A 25,002-nucleotide genomic window follows, 5' to 3' on the forward strand; every position below is an offset into this window, starting at 1 on the left:
TCTCTTTTGTATTTCAGGTGCTACCTGAGTCTGTAACCTCATTGTGAAACACCTCCCAGATTTAACTCATTAGAAATGTACTCAAGGATATTGTGATACTCAAATAGCCCCATATCTCTCAATCTGATAACCAAGGCTGTATAAGATACTCCGATATAAGCTGCCATTCTGCGGATAACTGCTTTATCCTTTGAAGTAATGGTATTATCGCCATAAACTTTTATCGGATTTGACTGATTATATTTCGCCAAGGCATTTTCAATAATTCTTCTCGGCATAAGAAGCGAAGCTCCCATTGTATCCGCCTGCCACTCAACAGACGCAAACATCTGAGCCAGTTCCTCTTTGGAATAACTACGCTCACTGTCATACTCTGCATGAAAGCGTCCTTCACTCGGCATTGCATACATCTTACTCAAGATATGATGTGACGCTTCGTGTGCCATTGTAAACCTGCGACGTCCCTGCTCCTTTTCAGCAAGAAGAAATTTATCAAGTACGATGGTATCTTTCGGGAAAACAAAGGGAATAATTTTTCCGTCCTGATGTATCAGCAGTGGTGTTGCTCCATCTGCCAGAAAACCAATCCTGCCTGCATCATCTTCTGCGAAAGAAGCGTAGTGAACTACCCATTGTCTAAAGCCAATGGGCTTCCTGCTTCACAGACCTCGTGACCTACTATCTCCACAGGCGTAAATTCGGTCAGTCCCTGCCCTATATAGTTATTCTTCTTATGCTATTTGTCGTAATCCCTCCGCCAGTATATTTTTTGCAGCGTTAATGTCTCTATCATGTTTTGCACCACAAACAGGACACGGCCATTCTCTTATTGATAAATCTTTTATCTCTGTATTTTGGTATCCGCAAACCGAACATAACTGGCTGCTGGCATAGAATATATCTATCTTTATATATTTTCTACCATTCCACTTTGCCTTATATTCTAACTGTCTTGTCAACTCATACCATGAAACATCACTTATAGCTTTTGCTAAATGATGATCTTTCACCATGTTCTGTATCTGCAGATTTTCCGAAACTATCACTTGGTTTTCGCTGATAATCTCATGGGATATCTTGTGCAGATAGTCTTTTCTGCTATTTGTTATTTTTTCATGGCATAATGCTATCTTTTTTTTAATCTTGTTGTAATTTTGGCTTCTCTTTTTTTTATGTGCTAACTGTCTTTGCAGCTTTGCCAGTTTCTTTTCATATTTCCTGATGTTTTTTGGATTTTCGTATTTCTTTCCCTTTGAAGTAATACATAAATCTTTAATGCCCAGATCTATTCCTGTGTTTTGATCTGTATGTGGCAGTTCCACATGTTCCGTTTCCACCAAAATTGATACATAATATTTTCCGCTCGGCATCTGCGATACCGTTGCAGACTTTATCTGTCCGCTGAAATTTCTATGCAGCTTTGCTTTTACTTCCTTTAGTTTAGGCAGCTTTACTTTTCCTCCGTCAAAATCTGCCGTTATATTCCCATTGGTAAAATTAGTTGTGTATGATTTATGACCGTCATGTTTACTCTTAAACTTCGAATACCCTGTATGTTCTTTAAAAAATTTTTGATAGGCAGCGTCCATATTATAAATTGCATTCGTAAGGGCAAACTTATCTACTTCTTTTAGCCATCCATATTCTTTTTTCAGAACCTGGTTACAGTAATTGTTGCAGTTGGTTTTATTTACGTTTTTTTTCTCTTTCTCATATGCTTCTTTTCGATACGCCAGTGTCCGATTATACACAAAACGGCAGCAGCCAAATGTCTTTGCTATCTGTTCTTTCTGCTCATTAGTGGGATATATTCTGTATTTATATGCTTTTAACATCTGCTGCCACCGCCTTAACCTTGGTTTTCTATATATCTTTTAAGCATTTTTTCTGATACATGTGATATTGTAATAAGTATTTGTGCCTGTTTTTAGATTTCCATGTCCCCATGCCATAAGTATACAATAATATCTAACTTTTGGCTACCTTAACCCACCGTCTAAAGCCAGTGGGATTGCGGTAGCCTCATTTCAAAAGCCGCTGTTTGTCACTTCCTGGTAACAAAAAAGCGCCGTATTGCTACGACGCTTTTGCCTTGCTCAGAAGATGGAGCAAGGGAACACTATTCAATTATCTATTGTACTTTTTCTTTCTGCTGGCAACCGTTATACCAATGGCAGCACCGCCGCTGACAAACAGCAGGGCAATCCACAGTGCAAGGTTGCTTGTATCGCCGGTCTGCGGACTCTTATCGGATGTTCCCGGTTTGATACTGGCAGGTTTTTTCTCAAGAGTAGCAATCGCATCTTCGATAGTCTTTGCCATCTTGTCTACTTCAGATTGCTCCGTAATATTTTTACCACGGACAACAGCCTTGACAGCAGCTTCCACACTGGAGAAATCCTTGTAGTCATTCTTGTTTAGTGCATTTGCTTTGGCAATGGCTGCATCAACCTTTGTGTAATCAGCATCCTTGTATTGCAGGGCAGCAATAGCATCTTCAATAGCCTTCGCCATTGCATCCACTTCGCTCTGTTCAGTGATGTTCTTGTCACGGACAACGGCATTGACGGCGGCTTCCACGCCGGTGAAGTCCTTGTAGTTGTCCTTGTTTAGTGCATTTGCTTTGGCAATGGCTGCATCAACCTTTGTGTAGTCGGCGTCCTTGTATTGCAGTGCAGCAATAGCATCTTCAATAGTCTTCGCCATTGCATCCACTTCGCTCTGTTCAGTGATGTTCTTGTCACGAACAACGGCATTGACGGCGGCTTCCACGCCGGTGAAGTCCTTGTAGTTGTCCTTGTTTAGTGCATTTGCTTTGGCAATGGCTGCATCAACCTTGGTGTAGTCAGCACCCTTGTATTGCAGGGCAGCAATCGCATCTTCGATATCTTTCGCCATTGCATCAACTTCGCTCTGTTCAGTGATGTTCTTGTCATGGACAACAGCATTGACGGCAGCTTCCACGGCGGTGAAGTCCTTGTAGTTGTCCTTGTTCAGTGCATTTGCCTTGGCAATGGCTGCGTCTACTTTGGTGTAGTCAGCACCCTTGTATTGCAGGGCGGAAACCGCATCCTCGATAGCCTTTGCCATTGCATCAACCTCTGTTTGCTGGGCTTTACTTTTTGCTCGGTCAACAGAGTTAATGGAATCTTCTACCGCAGAATAATTTGTATAAAGGTTACTATCAAGAGCCTTTGCACTTGTGATGGCCGCATCAACAGCTGTGTAATCAGCGAGAATGTTATCGTCATCCCACACAAAAGTTGGATGGCCGATTCCGGCAACCCACTCAACGCCCGCACCGGCATTGTTTTTCAAGCCAGCAAGGACATCTGCGGAGGTAAAGTCTGTGACGGCAGTACCTTCTCCATACGCGAGCGGAGACGGGCCATATTTCGTGTCATTCGGCCAATAGCAATTTTCTACTGTGCCGCCGAGGGCATAAGCCACCCAACAAGTATTTCCATCATTATCTACGCCCATGTCGGTTGTCGTAACCATACAATTATTGACAGTTGCAATATCGGCATATCCAACGATTCCGCCAACAGCGGCCTGAATGGAGTTGACAACAATCTTACCATCAAACCAACAATCCGTAACCGTTAAATTGCCGTCAAATCTTGCGCCAACAATACCGCCAATGGTATCGCACGGCCAATCAGCCGGGTTCGGTTCTGTATAATATCCCTCGGAATTTGTGAAATTGCCTGTAAGTGTTGCTGTTGAATAGCAACCGGAAATGGTGCAGCCCTGCATGGTAATACCAACGATACCGCCAATATTCTTTTCTATTTTGGTGCCGCTGTAAATACTGCCGGATGTCCAGCAGTTGGTGATTTTGGACTTACCCATCCAGTCAACTAAAATGCCTTTACCTGCGGCACTGTTATCTTTAGGATCAATCCAGATTTCAGCGTCTGCAACACCAAGGTTTTTGACTTCGCCGTTGTAAACACTGCCGAACAGAGCGTTTCTAAGTAAATTATGGGACTCATCCGCCCCCTCAATGTATGATTCATGAGAGTAGAGATTTGAGATTACATGGCCCTGTCCATCAAACACGCCGCAAAAACTGTATTCAGGGTAATCCCCGCCGAGAACAGTACCAATCGAAATCCATTCATGCCCGGATAAATCAAGGTCATTATCCAAATAGAAAGTTTTCCCTGCAAAATTTGTGGTTCCGGGGTCTGCATTTACAAGCTGTGCCAAACCTGCAAGCTGTTCAGCCGTTGAAATATGATATGCCGAAGCGTCAGGCGCCCTCGTATACCAGCTCGTGTCTGCCGAGCCGTCCCAATTATCTACTGAAGTTCCTTCAGCAAACGCTGTCATCGGAACAAGTGCCATCACAAGGCACAACGCAAGCAGAAGGCTTAGAATTTTCTTCTTCATTTTTATTCCTCCAAAATAAAGAAACGCTATTCAATTATTTGTTGTACTTTTTCTTTCTGCTGACAACCGTTGTACCAATGGCAGCACCGCCGCTGACAAACAGCAGGGTAATCCACAGTGCAAGGTTGCTTGTATCACCGGTCTGCGGACTCTTATCGGATGTTCCCGGTTTGGTACTGGCAGGCTTTTTTTCAAGAGCAGAAATCGCATCTTCGATAGCCTTCGCCATCTTATCCACTTCGCTCTGCTCAGTAATTTTCTTGCCACGGACAACAGCCTTCACGGCATCTTCCACATTAGAGAAATCCTTGTAGTCATCCTTCTTCAAAGCATTTGCCTTGGCAATGGCTGCATCAACCTTGGTATAGTCCGCATCCTTATATTGTAAAGCTGCAATCGCATCTTCGATAGCCTTCGCCATCTTATCCACTTCGGATTGCTCCGTAATGTTCTTGTTACGAACAACAGCATTGACAGCGGTTTCCACACCAGAGAAATCCTTGTAGTCATCCTTCTTCAAAGCATTTGCTTTGGCAATGGCTGCATCAACCTTTGTATAGTCCGCATCCTTATATTGTAAAGCTGCAATCGCATCTTCGATAGCCTTCGCCATCTTATCCACTTCGGATTGCTCCGTAATGTTCTTGCCACGGATAACAGCCTTGACAGCGGTGTCCACACCAGAGAAGTCCTTGTAGTCATCCTTCTTCAAAGCATTTGCCTTGGCAATGGCTGCATCAACCTTGGTGTAGTCAGCATCCTTGTATTTCAGGGCAGCAATCGCATCTTCGATAGCCTTCGCCATCTTATCCACTTCGGATTGCTCCGTAATGTTCTTGTTACGAACAACAGCATTGACAGCGGTTTCCACACCAGAGAAATCCTTGTAGTCATCCTTCTTCAAAGCATTTGCTTTGGCAATGGCTGCATCAACCTTGGTATAGTCCGCATCCTTATATTGTAAAGCTGCAATCGCATCTTCGATAGCCTTCGCCATCTTATCCACTTCGGATTGCTCCGTAATGTTCTTGCCACGGATAACAGCCTTGACAGCGGTGTCCACACCAGAGAAGTCCTTGTAGTCATCCTTCTTCAAAGCATTTGCCTTGGCAATGGCTGCATCAACCTTTGTGTAATCAGCATCCTTGTACTGAGCTTTAATCGCATCTTCGATAGCCTTCGCCATCTTATCCACTTCGGATTGCTCGGTAATGTTCTTGCCACGGACAACAGCATTCACAGCGGCTTCCACGGCAGAGAAGTCCTTGAAATTATCCTTGTTCAGGGCTTTTGCCTTGGCAATGGCTGCATCAACCTTAGTGTAGTCAGCATCCTTGTACTGCAGAGCTACAATCGCATCTTCGATAGCATTTGCCATCTTGTCTACTTCGGATTGCTCCGTAATATTCTTACCACGCACAACGGCATTCACAGCGGCTTCCACACCAGAGAAGTCCTTGTAGTTGTCCTTGTTTAGTGCATTTGCTTTGGCAATGGCTGCATCAACCTTGGTGTAGTCGGCGTCCTTGTATTGCAGGGCAGCAATCGCATCTTCGATAGCTTTCGCCATTTCATCAACTTCGCTCTGTTCAGTGATGTTCTTGTCACGGACAACAGCATTGACGGCAGCTTCCACGGCGGTGAAGTCCTTGTAGTCATCCTTCTTCAAAGCGTTTGCTTTGGCAATGGCTGCATCAACCTTTGTGTAATCAGCATCCTTGTATTGCAGGGCAGTAATCGCATCTTCGATCGCTTTCGTCATCGCATCTACCTCTGCCTGTTCTGCAAGGCTCTTTCCTCGAACCACCGAATTGATTGCAGTCTCCACAGCAGAAAAGTCTTTATACTCGTCCTTGTTCAGGGCATTTGCCTTGGCAATGGCCGCATCTACGCTACTATAATCAGCAGGACCATTGAATTTCGGATAATCACCAACCTGCGCAAACGCATCGCCCAGTAAACCTGCCACTGTGCCATTTGTAAATTCTTCTTCTGTCTTTTCCCCGGCCGTACCTGCGTTTTCCGTTATTCCGCACGCTCCGAAGAAGCAGTTTGTATCAGCAATCGTACTTTTCCCCCACAGGTTGCCCGCAAAAACACCGGTTCCCTGGGGCACAGCATTTCCCACGGTAGAAAGCGTCGCCTGATACACATAGCAATTTTGAATGGTCAATATTGAATCCGTAATCTCTCCAGCAAAACCGCCCGAAAAACTTGTTCCCTGACTATCATCAGTTTCAGAAATCACAGTACAGTTTGCACCATAGCAGTTTGTAAATTTAGAATTGCCGGCTCCATAGTCAGGGTCATCGTCCACTTCACCGACAAAACCACCGCCGTAAGCCATAGTTCTAATTTGGTTGTTTTCGGCAGCGCACTTTTCAAATGTTCCGCCGGTGGAATAACCCACAATGCTTCCCGCGCAGTTATTATTGTTGTTGCGTCTGCTCTCCAGAGAGGAGTTCTCAACCGAGCAGTTTTTGATGGATGAACCATAACACACACCTGCAATACCGCCCACATAGCTGTAATTATTCTGACCGGTTGCCACAAAGTTTGCGTTTTTTACATGCAGATTTTCCACCGAGCCAAAAGCGACCCACCCGAAAATGCCAGCCGTAGCGAAACCGTCCGGGTCAACTTTTCCGGTAGAAACCGCATTTGTGATGCTATGTCCGTCACCATCATAGTTTCCCGCAAAATAGTAACTCCCAGAATAACCGATCGGTTCCCACGATACCCCGGTCAGGTCAATATCAGCCGTTTGTTTGAAGTAATAGCCATGGCAGTTTCCAACACCTGCGTTCTCAGTATCAAACGTTTCTGCATTGCCAGAGTTTAGAAACTCTGCCAAAGCAATCAAATCCTCTTGCGAAGTAATTAGCCACGGGTCTTCCTGTGTACCTGTCCCACCACCAAACGATGGTGTTTCTTCTGCAAACGCTGTCATCGGAACAAGTGCCATCACAAGGCACAGCGCAAGCAAAAAGGTTAAAAATTTCTTCTTCATTTTCATTCCTCCATAATAATTTCTGTTCGTTATTTACTTTCTCCGGCAACGGACACGCCGGAGAAGATAGAAAGTTTAACCGGAAAAGATGTGTTTGCCGGTCGTGATTAGGACTTCAATATCAAACCACCATCCTTCCGGCAAACGCAAAAAACCGAAGCCAAGGCATAATGCGCCCTGTCTCCGGCAACTGGTTCGTTATAAATTGTATGAAATAAGACTTGACACGCTGAAAAAACGGCGCTATGCTCCTGCCGAGCCGACAATAATTGTCGGCATTTCCGTTTGCCATAATCAAGTCCTCCTTCCATAATTTCTAAGGCAAAAGGATATGAATTCCCCTACCCCATAGATATACAAAAATATTTTAGCAAATTTTCCCCAAAATCTCAAGTAGTTTTCAGAATATTGCTCTCATCTTTTTCTCAAAGCATTGCCTTCTTCCATTACTCACGGAACTTTATGACTTCTTGAATACTACCTAAAAAGGAAAAGCCGCCGTCTGTGACAGCGACTTTTCTCTTTAGCGGGTAAACCGTATCAGCAGTTCATTTATAGCATCCTCTGCTTGCAACTCCTTTCGCATTTTCTGCAAAGCTCGTTATATTTCTTCCTGCCACGCTCATCAAGAAAGAACGCCCATTCTTCCTTGAGGTATTTCGGCATACGGGGCATAGCGAGCACCTCCTTTTCACTGCCGAATTGCCGATTTGCTCCCGAAACGCAGAAACGTCCAAAACCTGACCCCGCTGTTTGCTTTTGGGGCGATTTTGGGCATTTTCTTTCGATATGAACGGCTTTGTTTTGACGGCGGCATCCTTTACCGCCAGCCATTCAAAAGCCGCTGTTTGTCACTTCCGGGTAACAAAAAAGCGCCGTATTGCTACGACGCTTTTGTCTTGCTCGGAAGATAGAGCAAGGAAACGCTATTCCATTATTTGTTATGCTTTTTCTTTCTGCTTACAACCGTTATACCAATGGCAGCACCGCCGCTAACAATCAGCAGCGCAAACCACAATGCGGGGTTGGCGGTGTCGCCGGTGCGCGGAATCGGGGAAACAGGCTGCGCTGTAGGCTGCGGGGTCACAGTGGGCTGCGGGATTGCCGTTTCCGTCGGCTTTGCCTTGACGGTGAACTTAGCTGTTGCCGTACCGTGTTGAGAAACGATCGCAAGCGTATGCTCGCCCACGGAAAGCGCGGCAACAAAATCACGGTTCAGCGTGATGATGGTGCTGCCCTCTCTCTTTGTATAGTTCTTTTCTTCCAGCGCAGTGCCGTCAAGCTCTACACGAACAAAATCGGCAAAGGATGCATCAGAAGTGAAGGTCAGTTCCTTTTTCTCGCCCTGCGTGACCACTGCACCATCCCCGGCTGTGATTTTCGGGGGCAGCTTTGCCGTCACGGTGGCAGCCTTGGTGATTTCCTTGGTTGCCGCAGCATCGGAGAAATACTTCTTGCAGCCGTCGCAGTACCAATACGCAATGTTGCCTTCTTCGGCAACGGTGGCGGCCTTTGCGTCAATGTGTTTCAGGTCGGTGTGGTTGTTCGGGTCAAGGCTGCCGTAACTGTCTCCACAAATCTCACATATGGCCTTATCCTTGCAGGTCGCTTTGCCGCCGGAGTGCTCCGCGTAGCCGTTCTTTCCCGCGTTATCCGTCACATCGCAGCTTTCATTGGCACATTCATGCCAGTGATGCGTTGCATCGGACGTCCACTCGGACTTCCATCTGTGGCCTGTGGCTGGAATCGGCTCTATTTTTGTTGCGCCGCACTTGGTGCAGCTATATGTCTCTTCGCCCGCTTTTGTGCAGGTAGGCGCTATTGTTATCGTACCGTTGTCCCAAGTATGAGGGCTTACGTCATCCTTTTCATCGCAACGGGAACACTGCTTCCAGTGCTCGTTATCATCATGTGTCCAACTGGTGGTAAAATCATGTCCCAGAACATCGCCATATTCCGCACCGCAAACTGTGCATGTTGCTCTTTGGGTGCAGGTTGCCGTGCCGCCGGAGTGTTCCGCCTTATGAAACACCGCGCCGCAGGTGCAGACCTGCCAGTGTTCCGTTTCGTTGGATTTCCAGTCGTTGCTCTGGTGGTCATGGGCATCGCCCTGTCCATTGAACACGGGCAGGGTCTTGTCAGCTGCGGCCAGATACTGGCATTCGTCTGCCCACGGGTCAGCATTGTTGTCGCGTTCGCCAGCCTTGAGCAGCGCCAGCACCGTGCCGTCGGCAAATTCTGCGGCGGTCTTGGAGTCGGTTCTCTTGACATTAACACGGTCAGAAGTGCTGGCTGGGTTTCCTGTAGGCAGATAGTAGCAGTTATCGATAGTGGTGCAAATAGGGCCGGACAGATCGCCTATAATTTCGCCCGTATTGGTGCTTCCGTGCAAACTGCCGACATTATAACAGTTGGCAATCAGAATATCTATGTGCTCACTATCAGATTGGCCTGTGATTCCACCGGCGTAATTGCCGGAGACCATTCCGACATTATAGCAGTCACGAATTGTTGCGTCTATTCCAGCAGCGTCGTTTTCTCCACCGATTTTTCCGCAGATTCCACCGGAGAAGGAGGGGCTTGAAATATTACCGAAGTTGGCGCATCCGATGATGTCACTGTCCGTGCTCCAGCCGACAATTCCGCCAGCATACCAATTTCCAGTTACGGTACACCGATTGGTGCAGTTTTCAATGGTGCTGCTATCAGCGCAGCCCACAATGCCGCCGTAGGCTACGCCATCCCCACTGCTATGGGTCACGGAACCGGCTACCGTCAAATTTTTGATGGTGGCGTTCATCACATAGCAGAACAAACCGCCGTTCTTGTTGCGGTAGTTGACATTCAGACCGGAGATGGTATGGCCGTTGCCGTCAAATGTGCCAGAGTAGGGGAAATCAATAGGGACACCATTTCTCGTTCCATTTCCAATGCCAATCGGCGTCCATTCCTCATTTTTCAAATCAATGTCCGCTGTCAGCACGGCACAGATTTTGGTTTCTTCTTTGGTTTTTGCATCGTTCACCTTATCCCGGAACAGCTTCAACTGGTCGGCGGTGCTGATTTGATAGGGGTCTGTCTCCGTGCCGCTGCCGGTCATCGGGGTGTTAAATATGCCGCCGGTGATGGTTCCGTTGTTGATGACCTCGCCGTTGAATGTGCCGCCTTTGATGGTTCCATTGTTGGTCACCTCGCCGTTGAATGTGCCGCTTTCGATGGTGCTGCCGGGGGTAACGGTCACTTTGCCATTGAACACAGTCCCGCCGGAGCCTGTAATGGTACTGGGACCGTCTTCTGTATCTCCCAGCACGACGTCGCCGTCAACCGAGCCGCTGTTGGCGTAAAGAATCCCATAGCCAGGTACCTGAGAGCCGGTGATGTATAGTCCGCTTCCGTTTGCCGCAGCACAGCCGACAATGCGCGCACTGTCCGCCAAGGTGATCTCCTTCACACAAGCGGCGCTTACGCCGCCGCCGTAGGCTTCGCCGGAGTTGGCGGAATTTGTTGCCGTGCAATTTTGAATCACGGCGTTGCCCGACAGGGTGAACTTCGTATTGTTTGCGAGATGGACGCCCCCGCCGTTGGAAGAGTTGGAAGAGTTGGAGATTGCCTGACAGCCTTCGATTTTTGCCTCATTAGACATCACAAAGCTGCTGCTGCTGCTGACATATACGCCGCCGCCGTTGGAAGAATTGGAAGAGGTGGAGATTGCCTGACAGCCTTCGATTATTGCCGTATCAGACATTTCAAAGCTGCTGCTGACGTTGACATATACGCCTCCGCCGCAAACATATTGGGTCGCGCTTTCGGCGGTGCAGCTGCGAATGACCGCCGGACCTGACATTTTGAACGTGCCGGAAGCAAAAACACCGCCGCCGATGTCGGAGGCGACGCATCCGGCGATGCTGCCGCCGGACATAGAGAACTGACCCTGTTCCGAATCAATACATACACCGCCGCCGCACTCCGCGGAGCAGCCGATAATATTGCCGCCCCTCATGGTCAGGCTGCCGCCGTTTTTAATCAGCGCGCCGCCGCCGCAATACCACGTCGTTCCGCCGAACGTTGAGATGTCCGTTCCCGTGCCGCCGGTGATGACGCCGCCGGTGACGGCCTCTGTGCCGCTTGCATCGTCCAGCACCCACAGTTTGCCATTCGGATTGAATTTGTGCGAGAGATTACTCGTATTGCTGTCCTCGATAGTCAGCTGCCCGCTGCCCTCGACCACAATCACGCTGCCATTGTTTGCGCTCTCGTATTTGAGCACATGACCGTTCAAATCCAGCGTCACGGTGCGGTTGACGGTCAGGGTACTGCTGATGCTAATGTCCCCTGTCAGCCTGACGGTGTCGAAATTAACATCAGCAATAGCTGCAGTCAGTTCTTCCGCGGTGCTGACATCTTTTGCCGTCTCGTTTCCGCCAATTAACGACGTCAAGGCTGTCTTCGGCTGGGGGTCGGACACTTCCCCCTCCGGCTGGGGGTCAGACGCTTCCCCCTCCGGCTGGGGGTTAGACACTTCCCCCTCCGGCTGCACTGCCGCATCGTCTGCGGGCTGGGCGCACTTTGCACAGTTCTCCGGCAAAGCGCCCTCTGCGCCGCAGATGGGACAATCTGCGTTCATTGCTTCCGCCGTGCAGGCTGTTTCACAGGTGCATACAGGCGGTTCTTCCGTCTCGCTCTCGGCAAATGCCGTGGTCGGCACAAGGCAGAGCACCATGCACAGAGCAAGCAGGATACTGAATAATCGTTTCTTCATCTTGTTTCCTCCATTTCGTTGTTCTTTGACAGCTTAAAATCGTATTTCATTTCCAACATGGCAAACAGCTTATACATAACCTCTGTGGCGATTGCCTTAATATCTAATGACTGAATAAAGGCAAGCACCTTTGCCTGCTCTGCCTCCGGCACACGATACACCCGCATTGCCGCCGTCAAAAAGCGGCTGAGCTTGCGTTCCAGCGGAAAATGAATATCGCATTTTCTCGCTATATAGCTGCGCATCAGTCCCGCCGTGCCGATTTCCATCTCGTAAAAGTCGCTCTCGGTATCATCGGGGAAATGTTCACCAAAAATCTGCTTCAGCTCTGCCGTGGTATGCAGGTAGATATACTCCGATGTTTCGGGCAGGGAATAGGCTTCAATGTAGATTTCTCGCAGGTTCTCATTCAGCTCGGTCAGTGTCAGTTGGATCGCCGTTTCCACCGCATAGGCGTAAACCGGCGGCAGCTTGCTGTCTGCAATGCTTCTTGCCACGCCGAACTGTCCGCCGAACATCGTTTCGGTCAATTCCAGCAAAATTCTGTCCTTGGTCGGAAACAGATGCAAATAGCTTCCCCTTGCCACGCCCGCTTCGTCCAATATCTGACTGACAGTGGTGTTTTTATACCCCTGCTCCAAAAAGAGACGGACGCATACGGTCAGTATTTTCCTCTTTGTTTCGCTGCTGTCTCTTCGCAAATATATCACCTCTCTTCAAATATTATTAGTATATATACTATATAATATCACAGCAAGTGCAAAAAGACAATCGGTATTTGAAACTTTACCTCCGTAAATTGTGACATTTCCGCAAACGCTGGCTTCTTCCATTACTCACGGAACTTTATGACTTCTTGAATACTACCCGAAAAGGAAAAGCCGCCGTCTGTTGACAGCGACTTTTCTTGCATAGTATTAACAGTATATAAGCTCACTCGAAACGATTTCCATAGCAGCACTGCGGATGTTGTTCATCCTCTGCACCCACAGCATTTGATTTTCCGCTTTGAGGGCTTCCGTAACGCCCTCTTTTTCGGAAAGCTGCTTTACCAGCCGAGAAAACAATGCTTCTGCCTGCTCGTTGAGGTCTGCAAGGTAAGCCTTTCTTCCTCTGCTCTTTCAAACGGGTCGTCAAACATAATGGCAAGTTCTTTATGGAACTGTGATGACATTTCATCGTCATATCCATAGCAGTCAAGTGTGCGACTGCTTCTCTTTGCATACTTGTCCTCATTTCGGTTTGTATCGTCAATTACCTCTCCCTGTGCAATGGAAAGATGAACAAACGGAGAATATCTTTCTATAACAAGGGGATACTTCTCCCAAAGCTCTTTTACCGATAATTCCGTAATAATCGCCCATCTCTCATCTCCGGTATAACCGTTATATTCGTATTTAAGATTTATCAGTTTACAATCCTTTTGTTTTCTTTTTGCTGCATACCCTCATCGGCTTGTGCAATCATCTGCCTGTACTGTTCTTTCACACTTTCCGGTGCAAGTATTTGTACCTTGCCATTAAAGCCAAACACCCAACCAAAAAAGGTCGGACTGGCTGATACTTCGGTCTGTAAGATAATTCCATTCCGAAGCATTGATATTTTTGAAAATGCTGTATCAGCCGGAACCGGTAACTTCCTTGTAGACGGACCGAAAGAGACTGTATGTATAGATGAATCTATCTTACCGGAAGATACTACTTTCGGTGTCCGTATTAGTGGTGACAGTATGGAACCTGAATTCCACGATGGTCAGATTGCATGGGTATTACAGCAGGAATCTGTTGCTAATGGAGAAATCGGCATCTTCGCTCTAAACGGAGAAGCCTATATTAAAAAATTGCAAAACGATACAGACGGAATCTTCCTTATCTCGCTTAATGAAAAGTATGCACCTATCAAGGTTAGTGAAAATGACCGCTTAGACATATTTGGAAAAGTTCTTGGAAAATCTGATGCTTCTGCTATTACAGGACATTACCGATAAAATTGCAAATCCTTTTTATCGGACACATCATTTTGCATAATTGACAATAAGAAAATTCTATAGAACTGAAAGAAGGGATTTTTATGGCGGTTACCAATAATATCCGAGAAATCCGAGAACAGCGTGGCATTTACCAAGATGACCTTGCCGCTGCTATCGGATTCAGCACCAAAACTGTCGGCAGGATAGAACGTGGGGACAGCACCCCATCTGCCGAGTTTATGCTACGGATTTCTAAATACTTTAATTTATTGGTGGAAGATGTCTTCCATGTAGAAGATTGAGCTGGGTAGATGCCACCCAGCTCTTTTTATGTTTGAATCGTCAACCTTCAATTCGATTATGTTTTCATCTCCAAACACATTTTTTCATCCAATGCAATGTTATATTAAATGAAAAAATCATTTGATATCATAACAAAAGTTATATTATTCTCTTCTTATATGTGCATATAATCCCAACTATAATGATAGTTATGTAATAAAGAATAGTACGAGCATTTTTAATTTTATCAGCTATCATAATTCTGTATGCCTCCTTCTTCCATGAGATTACAGCAAATGTAGTAGTAACGTCTATCAAAAGACTTTTACATATTAGATAAATGCATGTAAAATTTCTTTTACATAGCTTAATTGCGGTCTATTTAGCTTGTTTCATGACTACTCAGGAAAAATATTTCTACCCTCGCCCCACCTGTATTTTCAGAACTTGAAAGTTTAATCCCTCCGCCATATTTTTCAGCCACAGTTTTTGCGAAAAAAAGCCCAATCCCATAATGGGCTTCGCCATTTCTACTTGTGTCATCCATAAAAAACTGCTCTGTGCCATGCAATAATGCTTCTTTTGTAAATCCTGATCCGCTATCCTCCACAATGAATGTCAGCCGGTCATCCTGCTCCTTTGCGTCAATATAAATGATTCCATTTTCTTTTGTATGCTCCACTGCATTCTGAATCACATTCATTACGGCTCGGAACATTGGATCATAAGCAATCGTTACCTTTTTATCACTTTGTTCCGCCTTCCAATCTATCTTCTGGTGATAGATTTCTACCAGTCCGAGTGCCTGTTCCTTTATATCTGCGAAAAAATCTTCTAACCTCACCGTTGTATAGGTAACATCACTGCAATTCCATGATTTTGTGACATCTATCAACTGTTTTACATAACTTTGTATCTGTGTTGTGCCGTTCAAAACATAAGTGATATTTTTCTTCTGTTCTGTGGTCAGTTCAGTCTCTGAAAGTAGTTCTGCATTTCCCCGTACAATCGTAAGAGGTGTTTTAATATCATGCGCCAAAGCAGACATCTGCTGTTTCTTTTCCTGCTCTGTTTTCCACTGCTTTTCTAAAGATTCTCGCAATGCATCTCGCATATCATCGATTGCCGATAAACAGTCATCAAACTCTTTGATACCGGAACAGGATGTCTCATATTCCAGATTTTGATCCTTTATTTGTCCGATTGCGTCTAATACAGGCTGCATCTGCTTTTTGATTCTTTTTCCAAAACGTATGGACGGAATGATGATAATCGCTACCGCTCCAATCACAGACATAATACTCATCACATTCTGTGGTTCTATAAAATGCTCCCTCAAAAAAGCTGAATGATATTGAGGTGTCAGGCGATATTGCAATACAACATATTCATTTTCCCTTACAATTACTTTATAAAAATATTTCCCGGATGCGTTTCCGTACTTTGCAACATTCCATGCTATCTGTTCGTATTGTTCTGACAGATCTCCACCTATTTTCTCTCCATTCTCTGAAAAGATTACATAATCACAAAGTGCGGGAATCATCTCAGCAGTCACTTTATCTGCACGTAGAATCGTATCATATGCTTCATTAATCTTTTGCTCTGCATAATTTGCCGGATAAATACAGCCCACACTAATCAAAAGGCACAGCAGCAGCCAAGCAACAATCACCAAACCAACTAATGATCCAAGCATGACCAGTACATATCTCATAAAAATCCTGCTGAGTGCATTGCTTCTCTTTACTCTTCCCATTTATATCCAATCCCCCAGACTGTTTTTATCGGTGTATAATCATAATCCGCAAATTTTGCTCTTATATTTTTGATATGCGTGATAATGGTACTGTCATTACTCTCACTGTCAAAGCCAAAGACCGCTTCCAATATCTGTTCCTTCGAGAAAACCTGTCCTCTGTTTTTAGCCAGAAATTCACAGATTTCGTACTCTGCTTTCGTAAACGGAAGTTCTTTATCATCCATCAACAGTTTCTTTTGAGACATCTGAATGCAGACTCTCCCTAAAACCATTCGGACAGAATGTTCCCTGTGCTCTCTTCTAAGATGTGCATTGATCCTTGCTCGAAGTTCCATCACTCCAAATGGCTTTGAAATATAATCATCTGCTCCTAAAGAAAGTCCGTTTACCAGACTGTTTTCCTCCGTTTTTGCCGTAAGAAACAAAATCGGACAATCCACAAGTGCCCTGATTCTTTTGCATAATTCGAAGCCGTCAATTCCAGGCATCATAATGTCCAGTAAAATCAGGTCATAACGATGTAATTCTTCCATATTAAGTTTCAGCGGATTACTTACTTTGGTAACCAGATGTCCATCCTTATTCAAAATGCTTTCTATCATTTCCAAAATTGCCGGTTCATCATCAACTGCCAGTATTTTTGCCATAGTTTCCCTCGATTCTATTCCGATATTCTGTTTCCTTCCCAGTGGTTTACCCACCAAAAATAGTATACCATACTAATCCCTGTAAATATTAAGCAATCTGGTATGAATGACAACCATTCACCTACACTAGTTTCTCCCAATACAGATTGCAGATAAGTATATGGTACTCTACCCGTCCAGCAGACAAATACATATTTCCACACATAATCTCCAAGTCCGGTAAGCATCAATGCACTAATTAGTCCTGATATAATCCCTGCTCCAATGGATACCCCTTTTCCAAACTGAAAAGCCAGAATCAGCTGCCACAGATAAAGTGGAACACTGCTTCCCCACAGCAGCAATGCTGCAAATATACATCCTTTCATGATTTCGATATCGCTTGATGCGATTCTTCCAAATCCAATTCCGAATATGATTGCTGTCAATAGGATAGAGCACAGACACAAAACCAGTAGCATCAACAGTTTCGATAAAAATGCTGCAGGTTTATCCGGTAAAGACAACAGATTTTGAAAATCACCTGCATTTTGTTCCTGTTCCATCACACTTGCTGTAAAAATTCCAATAAGTACCGGAAGTCCTGCTCCTATTGCCTGATAAAATGCAATCACTTTCATATTTTCATTCCATGGTGAAAAAAAGTAATATATTAAAAATATAACGCTGGTTATAATCGGAATCAGTAAGTGTGCCAGAATCACAGATGTTCCTTTCATCTTTCGCAAGTCTGCATTAAGAGATCTTCCAATCATCTTATTTCACCTCTCTTCTCTCAAACCATTTCAAAAACAGAACCGTTACAAAAACAAACCAGATGATTGAGAGACACATTCCCGGAACAATGACTCCCGTATCCAAAAGAGGATTCCCTGCTTCTGCGGCAAGTCCATTTGGTAAAACATGAAGCAACGGGCACATCATTCGCATAGGGATTGCAGAAACAAGTACATACCAGATTCTGGTTTGTGATATTACCACACCGCTGACGGTAATAAATAGGCAGACGAACAGGTTTACAATCATTCCAAATCGTTCACTTAAAAATAAAGCTACCGGAATCTCCCATAACTCAGAAACCGTCAGAAACAATACTGCAATCAACGCTCCTCCAACTGGAACATGTGTCGTTAGAAGAAAGCCTCCAAGCGTTGCTCCTGCAAACACAATCACATTAGAAAACAAAATCATGTACCCAATATAAATAATTTTCCCCAGCAACAATTTTCTTCTGTCTGTGGGAATAGTCATTAAATGATAGTATTTTATCTTTTTCTCCTGCGCCACAGAAAGATAACAAAATAGAGCAATCATCCCCGGCAGCAAAAGTGTATACCACCAGTTCCAAACACTTTCTGCATAAGCATTTGTCATCCCAAGAGTAAATATAAATGCCATGACAAATGTAAGAAGAGGAAATCCCCAGATAAACTTTTTTCGCATGGTTCTTTTGGCTTTTTGATGTTCTGCTTTTATAATATTAACCATGGATTTCACCTGCTTTCTGGTTTTTTCTTACCACATTCATAAACAAATCTTCAAGATTATCTCCCTGCTTTAATGCTCCTTCGTATCCTAAGATTCCACCTGAAATAATCCCGACTTTATCTGCAAGTAACTGTACCTCTGAGAGAATATGACTGGAGAGAATTACAGTGATTCCCTGTTCCGGAAAAGACCGGATCAGCTCTCGTAATTCCTCGATACCTATTGGATCTAATCCATTCGTAGGTTCATCCAATATCAAAAGTTCCGGTTCTCCAAGCAACGCCATTGCAATGCCTAATCTTTGCTTCATTCCCAAAGAAAACTGCCCTGCTTTCTTCTTTCCGGTGTTTGTAAGTGATACAATCTGCAAGACCTCATCAATTCTGTTTTCATCTGTACCAAGCAATAATTGTCTTACCTTCAAATTCTCTCTGGCGGAAAGATTTTCATAAATAGGCGGATTTTCAATTAACGCTCCTATTTTTGATAAATCTTTCCTATCCAAAAGTTTTCCATCAAAGTAAATCTTTCCTGCAGTTGGTTTCATCATACCGGTCAGCATTTTCAATGTGGTAGATTTACCAGCACCATTCGGTCCAAGCAGTCCATAAATCTCTCCCTTTTCGATATTAAGTGAAACATTATTTACCGCTTTCTGTTTTCTAAAATATTTACATAGATTTTGTGTCTGTAACATCATTTCCATCTTTACTATCCTTCCTTCTATATTTCATTTCTTACTGAAATATAACCTAACAGAAAAAAATAAAGATTTGATGAAGATTTATTCCCGTATGGAATAAACCATCAATTGAATATCATTATCAGAACTCGGCTTTCCACTGAAATCAGCAAAGCTGTTACAAATACGAAGTCCTAATTTACAGAATATCTCCGTGATTTCATCCAAACTATATAACCTTATAGGATTTCCTTCTTTCATTTCAGGCTTATAAAGTGCTTCTCCATACATATAGTCTACCTGCCCATATATCAGCGTTTTTCTATCCTTCTCCCATTCAAAAGCAGATAATGTAAGTTCCTTTTCTCCTGCATCCCATAACTTGCAAGGGAAATGTGTTTGGGCATAGCTTCCATTCATGATAGCCATACTGTAAAATACGACCAACGAAAAGACGGATTTCATCTCCGGAAATAACCCCATTGGCTGCAAGGTTATTAAAATAATTTTCGTCATACTTATTCATTGTCTGACCGACCTTGAGCGAAATTCCCGGCTCAATACAATAAGCAACATTGCCTGAGTATGAGCCAATAGCCTTAAGATTGGTAAAATTGGAACGTCCGGTATGCCAACCATTTTTCAAGGTCAAATTGCTATGTCCCCATACCCCATCGTAATTAGCATCGCCATCACGAGGGAAATCGACCATATAAACATCGGCTTTTTCTCCCGAAGCAGCATATGCTGTTGTCGAGCCAATGCCTGCAAAAGTGGTCACACACATAAGGGTCGCCAAGAAAAGCGATGTGACTCTTTTGAATTTTGACTTTATCATTGCGTTTCCTCCTGTAAAAATTGAAAACACACCGTATCGCTACGATGTGCCTTTGTGGATTTTTTCTTACGGCAGAATTTACCTGCCGAAAAACAAATGCGGATTTTTCGTTAATTTTTCATTTTACCATACACCTCCAGTCCGTTCATACTGTGCGATTCCCCCTTAGAGATAGACATATACTTTGAGATAGTTATATTCAAGTGAGATAGTATATATCATTTTCGGTAGGTAAAAGTATAACTAAGGGGTTAGAGTGTGAGAAAGGGGAACTGTAAAACAGGCTATCTGCTGTCACGCTCTGCACGATTACGCAAGAACTTGTTGTAATGCTCCAATGCTTTGCAGACAAAATCCTCCGTCTGACTGACGGGAATGTTTTTCGGGATAAGCTGTCTTACTCTGTCGCCCCTCAACACAATTTTCTCCTTTTGGTTCGGCTTTTCCTCAGACATAACAGCGTGGATTGCTTCGGTTGTAAGGTTGCCCTCGTTGAATAACTTTCGCATACGGATTGTCTGGTCGTGTGACGGGGTTGCGTCATTCAGGTCGATTTCGTCAACCACATCACGCTGGCAATCTTCGTCAAGATAGGAAAGTTCTACGGCAGGACGCATTTTAATACGCCCCTCGTCAACAAATTCAAGCAGTTCGGGAACAAGGTTTGTCAGGCGGACATAACGCTGTATTTGTGTGTTACTGTCCTGACTCTCAGAAGCTAAAATCTCTCTTGATTTACCCACAATAGAATTGTGTCCCACTGGGACTCCATTTTCTTTGCTCGGTCTGCCTGCTTGCCTTTTCATTGCTTCCAAACGCATTTTATAGGCAAAGGCTTTTTCACTTGGCAATATCTCTGACCTCTGGAAATTACTCTCAACCATTAAAATGGTCGCTTCATCTCTGCTTAGGTCTACAGTCTCACTTCTCAGTGTTTCAAATCCTGCCAGTTCACAAGCTCGCTTTCGTCTGTGTCCTGAAACAAGTTCATATCTGCCGTCCTCTTTCTGCCTTACTGTTGCCGGAGTAATCACTCCTCTTTCCTTGACACTCTCCACAAGCTGCATCATATCTTCATCGTCCCTGACCTTAAACGGGTGGTCGGGAAAATCATCAATCAGCTCCAATGGAATATCTCGGATTTTTGAAAGCTGTTCTTCATCTCTCTGTGCCTGCGTGGTAAATAAATCATCGAGCTTCGTGAGAGTGAAGTCGCTCTTTCTTCCTGCCATCGGCTAACACCTCCTTTGTAAATTCAGCGTATGCCTTTGACACTGTGCTGTTTGGCTCATAAGCATAAATGCTTTTGCCTTTGGAAGAAGTTTCAGCAGCTTTCACGGCAATCGGGATTTGTGTTCGATACATTCTTATCTGATTACCGAAGTTTGCCCTGAGTGCTTCCACCGTACTCTTTGCAAGGTTTGTTCGGCTATCCACCAAAGTAAGCAGCATACCGTCTATCTTAATATCCGGATTGATATACTTCTTTACTTTTGAAATGGTCTGCACAAGCTGTGTCATCCCCTTTGCAGGCAAATACTGAGCCTGAACCGGAATGATAACACTGTCTGCCGCTGATAAAGCATTGAGAGTAACCATACCAAGTGAAGACATACAGTCTATAATTACATAATCATATCTGTTCTTCACTTGACTCAGATAATTTTTAAGGGTAGTTTCTCTGCTCATTGCGTTCACAAGGTTAAATTCCATTGCTGAAAGCTCAAGGTTTGCCGGAACAAGGTCAACACCTTCTTCGTGGTGCAGGATACCAACCATAGGGTCTGTCATCGTTTCATTGATTACATCTGTGAGTTTCGTTGCAAGCGTGATACCCAAGCCATCTGTATCCTGCCAACCAAGACAAGTCGTTAAATCTCCCTGCGGGTCTGCGTCTATGAGCAATACTTTCTTGCCCTGCATTGCAAGCCCGACTCCAAGATTAACTGTCGTGGTGGTCTTTCCGACTCCGCCTTTCTGATTACATACGGAAATCGTTTTACAGTTTGACACTTCTTTTTGCCCTCCTTTCTGAAAATTCATAGCCACCGCATTATGGCTATGTACCTGACCGACTCATTTCCTAATCGGTCATAGCAATATTTGTTCTCAACACCCCTTGCCAAGCAAAATGCTTATGGGAAGTCACTAAGGAACAGACTGCTTATCTGTATCATAGGATTCTAACCTCTGCCGGGTACTCCGCCAGCTCCGTAGAGAAGTATCATTATCATTCTGACTGTCATCGCCATATCAGGAGCAACCTGATACTCATAGCCGGAGTTCTCGCTATTCTGAAATACAGAAATCACGGCGTACCTGCTAAAGTGGCTATCATCAGAAATAAAGTCTTAGTGAATGACTTATTCAATTTTCAAGTGAAAAGGCTTCCGTTTTTTGCTATCCGGAATGACCCCCTTCACTCATTTGGACAAAGGAGTATGAAATGCACACCCAAAACCACCGCTTTTCCGAAAATATTTCAAAAAAATTTTTGAAATAAAAAAGCCGCCTGCTCCGGTTAGGAAACAGACGGCAAATCAACGTTCTAAATGTATTCAATTTTCAATTTCTTTTTCTTTGCTTCAAGCACTTTGCATAGGACATCATCTACTGCGTCGGTATATCGTCCCTGAGCTGCTAAATTGTTCTTCAGTTCGATGAGCGATTGTATCACTCGGCTTCGTTCTTCTTCATTTAAGTATAGATGAATTGCTTCTGACAATATTTCAAAGAGAAAAAGCCTTAGTGAAGTAATCAATATTCTGAACCTTACTTCTTCTATAGAATAAAAAAATAAGTGTAACTGGAATTAAACAGTTACACTTACTTTTATTAATAGCCCCTATCTTCTCTTGGAAATGAATACTCGTTTCCATTTATATCTTTTATTATAATCTGGTTTTCTGAAGCCTTTAACGAAAGATTAGTAGGAATTGAAATATTCATTGATTCCATATGTAGAATCGGTGGCTTAATATATTTCACAATATATTTTCCCATTTCATTCCCTGCTCTATTAGTCAATTCATTCCAAGCATCATCTCCTATATAACAACGACCACCTTCCTCTAAATACTTACTCTTTAATCTTTCTAATAACGGCGACATTGTCCCATCAAAAACCACTAATATTGGGGTTAGCCCTGCCATTTTTGCTTCATATGGGAAACTCATTTCCTCATCAAATCGTCCTTGCCCGCTAGCAGCTATTGTTACTCTCAATTTTAACTCATACACTTCTTTTTTCTCTTCAATATAACAATCTACCTGTCGTCCTTCATTAGTAGACCTACCATTTTCATCTATTCTTTTTACAGGAGAATGTCTATGCGACACCGATTCTCCACCCATGCAACTTGCCATAAGTGGTTCAAACAAATACCCAGTTTCTTGAGCACTTCTATTGTCAATATCATATATTAGTTTTCTCCACATCATCCATGAAAAAAGCAATTCATCATCACAATTACCATATTCAAGCAAACTTCTCAATCCTATTTGTTCTGTCGTAGGGAAGGGCTGTGTTTTAAGTATATTGTAAAATTTGAATCTTCTTCTATACAATTCAGAAAGATTTTTAATGTATAAATAAATAATATTATTTGTATCAGTTGCTCCAGATTGTTGCAAACAGTTTACTGCATCTTCTATAGTTTTATGTGGTAAACTTTCAATCATCTGTGGAGTAATTTTATAAAAATCTTTATCCGTCAAATCGGCAAACTCTTCAATAAACCAATCAGCATTTTTTTCAAATATATCTTTATATGCTATATGTGTAATTAAAATAACTTCCTTAGGTTCTATTACAACCAAAGCATTTCCTGAACCATGTTGAGAAAATGTCTTATAAAACGCTTTTTGTTGAGTAGTTATCGCCATATGTCCTCCTATAAATCTAGTTTCATTTGTTCAAATTGTTTTTCAGTCAATGCTTCTAACATTTCACATGTATGTGATAATGCAGGGCTTTTCGCACTTGCCTTTGTAACATCAAAGCTTATAAGCATCGCCTCTTTACTTTCGTTTTCGTTCTTATCTGCTTCAAGTATTGATTTAGCAATTTGATATGCAAATTGAGGTGGGATTGCATTCCCTATTTGCTGTATTTTTTGTGAATCTGTCCCCTTAAATAAAAAAGTATCTGGAAAAGTTTGTATTCTTGCACACTCTCTTATCGTTAACATCCTATTTAGTTTAGGATGTATAAATTCTGAATTTGCAGAGCCGGTAATAGTTAAACATGGTTCTTCATACGATAGTCTTTTCATTCCAGAAGGAGCCCCACCTCTTTTTTCAGATGGAGTTCCATCGCAAACTCTTCTTGATGCTCGTTTTTTGAATGAATCATGTTGCAATTTCTCTGGCAAATCTTTCATACTTTGACCAACTTGCAAAGCTTTTATTCTTTCTAATTTAATTCCGGTATCTCTTTTTCCTATATGATCTATCTCTGGTTTTTCTTTATCCTCTAAATCACCAATTGCATTAAAAAGTGTGCATGAAGTTTTTTTATATATTGCCCCTACTGCTTCTTCATTAGGCTTGGGAAAACAAAATTCTTTACCTTCTCTATTTCCAATAATAATAACTCTTTTTCTTCTCTGAGGAATTCCATATTCCTGCATATACACCTTTTTGAGGTATACTGAATATCCTAATTCAATCATTTTTTTTACACATTCAAGAAGATACTCTCCTTTGGCTGTTGTAAGTATCCCTTCTACATTTTCCATCATAAACCATCTTGGATAGAAAACATTTAATGCGTCCGCATAATTTCTAACAAGTTTATTTCTTGGGTCATCCCAGAAACGACTTCCTGCTGTTGTAAATCCTTGGCAAGGCGGTCCACCTATAATCAAGTCTAATTCTCCTCTTTCAAGTCCTAATCTGTCTCTAATCTCAACAAAATCACAAGAAGATAAGTCCTCTTTTTTGCAAGTTCCTTCTCCGAAATTATAGTTATATGTCTCAATCGCAGAATCATCCAATTCATATGCTGAAATAATATCTATTCCTGCCTTTTTAAACCCTAATGAACATCCACCAGCACCCGCAAAAAGACTTATGGCTTTCATACATCTATCACCTCTCTCTTAACACATATTAATACAACCAAAATAAAGATACCATCTAAATTGAAAAAAGAAGAGTAAAAACT

24 protein-coding genes are annotated in these 25,002 nt (G+C 43.4%); 2 read left to right on the plus strand and 22 right to left on the minus strand.

The genetic code is table 11. From position 1 onward, the window contains the following. Positions 1 to 38: 38 nt before the first annotated feature. The 10 genes from NBH03_RS06095 to NBH03_RS16100 all read right to left on the minus strand — a co-directional run bounded on the left by NBH03_RS06095 (position 39) and on the right by NBH03_RS16100 (position 13,763). A complete protein-coding gene (locus NBH03_RS06095; RefSeq protein WP_331476070.1) occupies positions 39 to 647 on the minus strand; it encodes an ImmA/IrrE family metallo-endopeptidase in 609 nt (202 codons plus the stop codon). Between the two features lie 84 nt (positions 648 to 731). Then, a complete protein-coding gene (gene tnpB / locus NBH03_RS06100) occupies positions 732 to 1,835 on the minus strand; it encodes an IS200/IS605 family element RNA-guided endonuclease TnpB (protein WP_250798191.1) in 1,104 nt (367 codons plus the stop codon). A gap of 292 nt (positions 1,836 to 2,127) precedes the next feature. After that, complete coding sequence (locus NBH03_RS06105) at positions 2,128 to 4,398, minus strand: GLUG motif-containing protein (RefSeq protein ID WP_250798192.1); 2,271 nt, start codon at positions 4,396 to 4,398, stop codon at positions 2,128 to 2,130. Positions 4,399 to 4,432: 34 nt separating this feature from the next. Beyond that, complete coding sequence (locus NBH03_RS06110) at positions 4,433 to 7,408, minus strand: hypothetical protein (RefSeq protein WP_250798194.1); 2,976 nt, start codon at positions 7,406 to 7,408, stop codon at positions 4,433 to 4,435. Positions 7,409 to 7,529: 121 nt separating this feature from the next. After that, positions 7,530 to 7,700 carry a hypothetical protein gene (locus NBH03_RS06115; RefSeq protein ID WP_250798197.1) on the minus strand — a complete coding sequence of 57 codons (171 nt, stop codon included), beginning with the start codon at positions 7,698 to 7,700 and terminating at the stop codon, positions 7,530 to 7,532. Between the two features lie 260 nt (positions 7,701 to 7,960). Then, positions 7,961 to 8,242, minus strand: a complete 282-nt coding sequence (locus tag NBH03_RS06120) for a hypothetical protein (RefSeq protein ID WP_250798378.1) — start codon at positions 8,240 to 8,242, stop codon at positions 7,961 to 7,963. A 100-nt stretch (positions 8,243 to 8,342) separates the two neighbouring features. Continuing rightward, positions 8,343 to 12,167, minus strand: coding sequence for a pectate lyase-like adhesive domain-containing protein (locus tag NBH03_RS06125; protein WP_250798198.1), 3,825 nt, complete (start codon positions 12,165 to 12,167; stop codon positions 8,343 to 8,345). Further along, positions 12,164 to 12,877 (minus strand): TetR/AcrR family transcriptional regulator, encoded by a 714-nt coding sequence (locus NBH03_RS06130; protein WP_250798199.1) that lies wholly within the window; start codon positions 12,875 to 12,877, stop codon positions 12,164 to 12,166. The genes NBH03_RS06125 and NBH03_RS06130 overlap by 4 nt, the downstream gene beginning before the upstream one ends. A 207-nt stretch (positions 12,878 to 13,084) precedes the next feature. Continuing rightward, a complete protein-coding gene (locus NBH03_RS06135; RefSeq protein WP_331476068.1) occupies positions 13,085 to 13,234 on the minus strand; it encodes a TnpV protein in 150 nt (49 codons plus the stop codon). Between the two features lie 340 nt (positions 13,235 to 13,574). Beyond that, positions 13,575 to 13,763 (minus strand): WCX domain-containing protein, encoded by a 189-nt coding sequence (locus NBH03_RS16100; protein ID WP_442872333.1) that lies wholly within the window; start codon positions 13,761 to 13,763, stop codon positions 13,575 to 13,577. On the opposite strand from NBH03_RS16100, the gene NBH03_RS06145 reads away from it, so the two are divergent. Next, entirely contained in the window at positions 13,681 to 14,154 is a 474-nt protein-coding gene (locus NBH03_RS06145; protein ID WP_250798200.1) for a S24 family peptidase, read from the plus strand. The genes NBH03_RS16100 and NBH03_RS06145 overlap by 83 nt on opposite strands. 83 nt (positions 14,155 to 14,237) lie before the next feature. Next, positions 14,238 to 14,438 carry a helix-turn-helix transcriptional regulator gene (locus tag NBH03_RS06150; RefSeq protein WP_004853407.1) on the plus strand — a complete coding sequence of 67 codons (201 nt, stop codon included), beginning with the start codon at positions 14,238 to 14,240 and terminating at the stop codon, positions 14,436 to 14,438. 362 nt (positions 14,439 to 14,800) lie between these two features. Here NBH03_RS06150 and NBH03_RS06155 read toward each other — a convergent pair whose 3' ends face one another. The 12 genes from NBH03_RS06155 to NBH03_RS06210 all read right to left on the minus strand — a co-directional run bounded on the left by NBH03_RS06155 (position 14,801) and on the right by NBH03_RS06210 (position 24,919). Further along, positions 14,801 to 16,177, minus strand: a complete 1,377-nt coding sequence (locus NBH03_RS06155) for a sensor histidine kinase (RefSeq protein WP_250798201.1) — start codon at positions 16,175 to 16,177, stop codon at positions 14,801 to 14,803. Continuing rightward, positions 16,165 to 16,827, minus strand: coding sequence for a response regulator transcription factor (locus NBH03_RS06160; RefSeq protein ID WP_250798202.1), 663 nt, complete (start codon positions 16,825 to 16,827; stop codon positions 16,165 to 16,167). Before NBH03_RS06160 ends, NBH03_RS06155 begins: the two co-directional genes overlap by 13 nt. A 14-nt stretch (positions 16,828 to 16,841) precedes the next feature. After that, positions 16,842 to 17,582, minus strand: a complete 741-nt coding sequence (locus tag NBH03_RS06165; RefSeq protein ID WP_138376095.1) for a lantibiotic immunity ABC transporter MutG family permease subunit — start codon at positions 17,580 to 17,582, stop codon at positions 16,842 to 16,844. A 1-nt stretch (position 17,583) separates the two neighbouring features. Continuing rightward, positions 17,584 to 18,315 carry a lantibiotic immunity ABC transporter MutE/EpiE family permease subunit gene (locus NBH03_RS06170; RefSeq protein WP_004853398.1) on the minus strand — a complete coding sequence of 244 codons (732 nt, stop codon included), beginning with the start codon at positions 18,313 to 18,315 and terminating at the stop codon, positions 17,584 to 17,586. Next, positions 18,308 to 19,021 carry a lantibiotic protection ABC transporter ATP-binding protein gene (locus tag NBH03_RS06175; RefSeq protein WP_250798203.1) on the minus strand — a complete coding sequence of 238 codons (714 nt, stop codon included), beginning with the start codon at positions 19,019 to 19,021 and terminating at the stop codon, positions 18,308 to 18,310. Before NBH03_RS06175 ends, NBH03_RS06170 begins: the two co-directional genes overlap by 8 nt. 78 nt (positions 19,022 to 19,099) lie before the next feature. Next, positions 19,100 to 19,288: a hypothetical protein gene (locus NBH03_RS06180; protein WP_005330841.1), complete on the minus strand. Its 189-nt coding sequence runs from the start codon at positions 19,286 to 19,288 to the stop codon at positions 19,100 to 19,102. Between the two features lie 46 nt (positions 19,289 to 19,334). After that, positions 19,335 to 19,835: a hypothetical protein gene (locus NBH03_RS06185; protein ID WP_250798204.1), complete on the minus strand. Its 501-nt coding sequence runs from the start codon at positions 19,833 to 19,835 to the stop codon at positions 19,335 to 19,337. 284 nt (positions 19,836 to 20,119) lie between these two features. Next, positions 20,120 to 21,067: a ParB/RepB/Spo0J family partition protein gene (locus tag NBH03_RS06190; protein WP_250798205.1), complete on the minus strand. Its 948-nt coding sequence runs from the start codon at positions 21,065 to 21,067 to the stop codon at positions 20,120 to 20,122. After that, a complete protein-coding gene (locus NBH03_RS06195; RefSeq protein WP_250798208.1) occupies positions 21,024 to 21,848 on the minus strand; it encodes a ParA family protein in 825 nt (274 codons plus the stop codon). Before NBH03_RS06195 ends, NBH03_RS06190 begins: the two co-directional genes overlap by 44 nt. Before the next feature lie 170 nt (positions 21,849 to 22,018). Continuing rightward, entirely contained in the window at positions 22,019 to 22,147 is a 129-nt protein-coding gene (locus NBH03_RS15860) for a hypothetical protein (protein WP_255601781.1), read from the minus strand. 523 nt (positions 22,148 to 22,670) lie between these two features. After that, positions 22,671 to 23,720, minus strand: coding sequence for an ApaLI family restriction endonuclease (locus NBH03_RS06205; RefSeq protein ID WP_250798210.1), 1,050 nt, complete (start codon positions 23,718 to 23,720; stop codon positions 22,671 to 22,673). An 8-nt stretch (positions 23,721 to 23,728) separates the two neighbouring features. Beyond that, positions 23,729 to 24,919, minus strand: a complete 1,191-nt coding sequence (locus NBH03_RS06210; protein WP_250798212.1) for a DNA cytosine methyltransferase — start codon at positions 24,917 to 24,919, stop codon at positions 23,729 to 23,731. Positions 24,920 to 25,002 lie beyond the last annotated feature (83 nt).

It is taken from the genome of Coprococcus intestinalis (genome assembly GCF_023656595.1).
Lineage (GTDB): Bacteria > Bacillota > Clostridia > Lachnospirales > Lachnospiraceae > Coprococcus_A > Coprococcus_A intestinihominis.

Coding starts and splice junctions, on each gene's coding strand:
- tnpB (WP_250798191.1), bottom strand. CDS start 1,835: ATGTTAAAAGCATATAAATACAGAATATATCCCACTAATGAGCAGAAA.
- NBH03_RS06210 (WP_250798212.1), bottom strand. CDS start 24,919: ATGAAAGCCATAAGTCTTTTTGCGGGTGCTGGTGGATGTTCATTAGGG.
- NBH03_RS06190 (WP_250798205.1), bottom strand. CDS start 21,067: ATGGCAGGAAGAAAGAGCGACTTCACTCTCACGAAGCTCGATGATTTA.
- NBH03_RS06125 (WP_250798198.1), bottom strand. CDS start 12,167: ATGAAGAAACGATTATTCAGTATCCTGCTTGCTCTGTGCATGGTGCTC.
- NBH03_RS06120 (WP_250798378.1), bottom strand. CDS start 8,242: ATGGCTGGCGGTAAAGGATGCCGCCGTCAAAACAAAGCCGTTCATATC.
- NBH03_RS06110 (WP_250798194.1), bottom strand. CDS start 7,408: ATGAAGAAGAAATTTTTAACCTTTTTGCTTGCGCTGTGCCTTGTGATG.
- NBH03_RS16100 (WP_442872333.1), bottom strand. CDS start 13,763: ATGCTTCGGAATGGAATTATCTTACAGACCGAAGTATCAGCCAGTCCG.
- NBH03_RS06150 (WP_004853407.1), top strand. CDS start 14,238: ATGGCGGTTACCAATAATATCCGAGAAATCCGAGAACAGCGTGGCATT.
- NBH03_RS06185 (WP_250798204.1), bottom strand. CDS start 19,835: ATGATAAAGTCAAAATTCAAAAGAGTCACATCGCTTTTCTTGGCGACC.
- NBH03_RS06170 (WP_004853398.1), bottom strand. CDS start 18,315: ATGGTTAATATTATAAAAGCAGAACATCAAAAAGCCAAAAGAACCATG.
- NBH03_RS06115 (WP_250798197.1), bottom strand. CDS start 7,700: ATGGCAAACGGAAATGCCGACAATTATTGTCGGCTCGGCAGGAGCATA.
- NBH03_RS06205 (WP_250798210.1), bottom strand. CDS start 23,720: ATGGCGATAACTACTCAACAAAAAGCGTTTTATAAGACATTTTCTCAA.
- NBH03_RS06165 (WP_138376095.1), bottom strand. CDS start 17,582: ATGATTGGAAGATCTCTTAATGCAGACTTGCGAAAGATGAAAGGAACA.
- NBH03_RS06160 (WP_250798202.1), bottom strand. CDS start 16,827: ATGGCAAAAATACTGGCAGTTGATGATGAACCGGCAATTTTGGAAATG.
- NBH03_RS06155 (WP_250798201.1), bottom strand. CDS start 16,177: ATGGGAAGAGTAAAGAGAAGCAATGCACTCAGCAGGATTTTTATGAGA.
- NBH03_RS06175 (WP_250798203.1), bottom strand. CDS start 19,021: ATGGAAATGATGTTACAGACACAAAATCTATGTAAATATTTTAGAAAA.
- NBH03_RS06180 (WP_005330841.1), bottom strand. CDS start 19,288: ATGTATGGAGAAGCACTTTATAAGCCTGAAATGAAAGAAGGAAATCCT.
- NBH03_RS06105 (WP_250798192.1), bottom strand. CDS start 4,398: ATGAAGAAGAAAATTCTAAGCCTTCTGCTTGCGTTGTGCCTTGTGATG.